The following is a 1,336-nucleotide window of genomic DNA, read 5'->3' on the forward strand; positions in this document are numbered from 1 at the left end:
CTGAGGAATCCCCTAATGATTTTGATAAAAATCATAAATTTAAGGTAGATGCACATCTTGTCATGTGATCAAATGGTTCTGAGAAAAATCAATAACCAGACAACAAGATGTGCGAACTCGATATTTTACACGACTCTCTTTACCAATTCTGCCCTGAATTGCACTTAAAACGACTCAACAGTTTAACGCTGGCTTGCCACGCATTACTTGAATGTAAAACGCTCACTCTTACCGAACTTGGTCGTAACCTGCCAACGAAAGCCAGAACAAAACATAACATCAAACGAATCGACAGATTGTTAGGTAATCGTCACTTGCACAAAGAGCGACTCGCTGTATACCGTTGGCATGCCAGCTTTATCTGTTCAGGTAATTCGATGCCCATTGTTCTTGTTGACTGGTCTGATATTCGTGAGCAAAAACGGCTTATGGTATTGCGGGCTTCGGTGGCACTACATGGTCGTTCTATTACTCTTTATGAGAAAGCCTTTCCGCTTTCAGAGCAATGTTCAAAGAAGGCTCATGACCAATTTCTAGCCGACCTTGCAAGCATTCTACCGAGTAACACTACACCGCTCATTGTCAGTGATGCTGGCTTTAAAGTGCCATGGTATAAATCCGTTGAAAAGCTAGGTTGGTACTGGTTAAGTCGAGTCAGAGGGAAAGTGCAATATGCAGATTTAGGTGCGGAAAACTGGCAACCTATCAGCAACTTACATAGCATATCCTCAAGTCGCTCAAAGACTTTAGGCTATAAGAGGTTGACTAAGAGCAACCCAATTTCATGTCAAATTGCACTGTATAAATCACGTCCTAAAGGCCGAAAAAATCAGCGTTCGACACGGACTAATTGTCATCATCCGTCACCTAAAATCTACTCCGCTTCGACAAAAGAACCATGGGTTTTAGCGACTAACTTGCCCGTTGAAATCCGAACACCAAAGCAACTTGTTAGGCTCTACTCGAAGCGTATGCAAATTGAAGAAACCTTCCGAGACTTGAAAAGCCCAGCCTACGGTTTAGGCCTCCGTCATAGCCGAACTAGCAGCTCAGAGCGCTTTGATATCATGCTGCTAATCGCCCTAATGCTTCAACTGACATTTTGGCTTGCTGGAGTTCATGGTCAGAAACAAGGTTGGGATAAGCACTTCCAAGCTAACACTGTCAAAAATCGAAATGTACTCTCAACAGTGCGCTTAGGGATGGAAGTTTTGCGGCATTCTGGCTACACAATAACGAGGGAAGACTTGCTCGCGGCTGCAACCCTGCTTGCTCAAAATCTATTCAAACATGGTTGTGCTTTGGGGAAATTATGAGGGGATCCCTCAGTACTTTG

Annotated in this window: 1 protein-coding gene; it reads left to right on the forward strand. The window is 43.6% G+C overall.

All coding sequences use genetic code 11. The features are described from left to right. Positions 1–107: 107 nt before the first annotated feature. Positions 108–1,316, forward strand: coding sequence for an IS4 family transposase (locus K5Q73_RS21230; RefSeq protein ID WP_032073033.1), 1,209 nt, complete (start codon positions 108–110; stop codon positions 1,314–1,316). The last annotated feature ends 20 nt before the right edge of the window (positions 1,317–1,336 follow it).

It is taken from the genome of Shewanella sp. MBTL60-112-B2, from assembly GCF_019655055.1.
Taxonomy (GTDB): domain Bacteria; phylum Pseudomonadota; class Gammaproteobacteria; order Enterobacterales; family Shewanellaceae; genus Shewanella.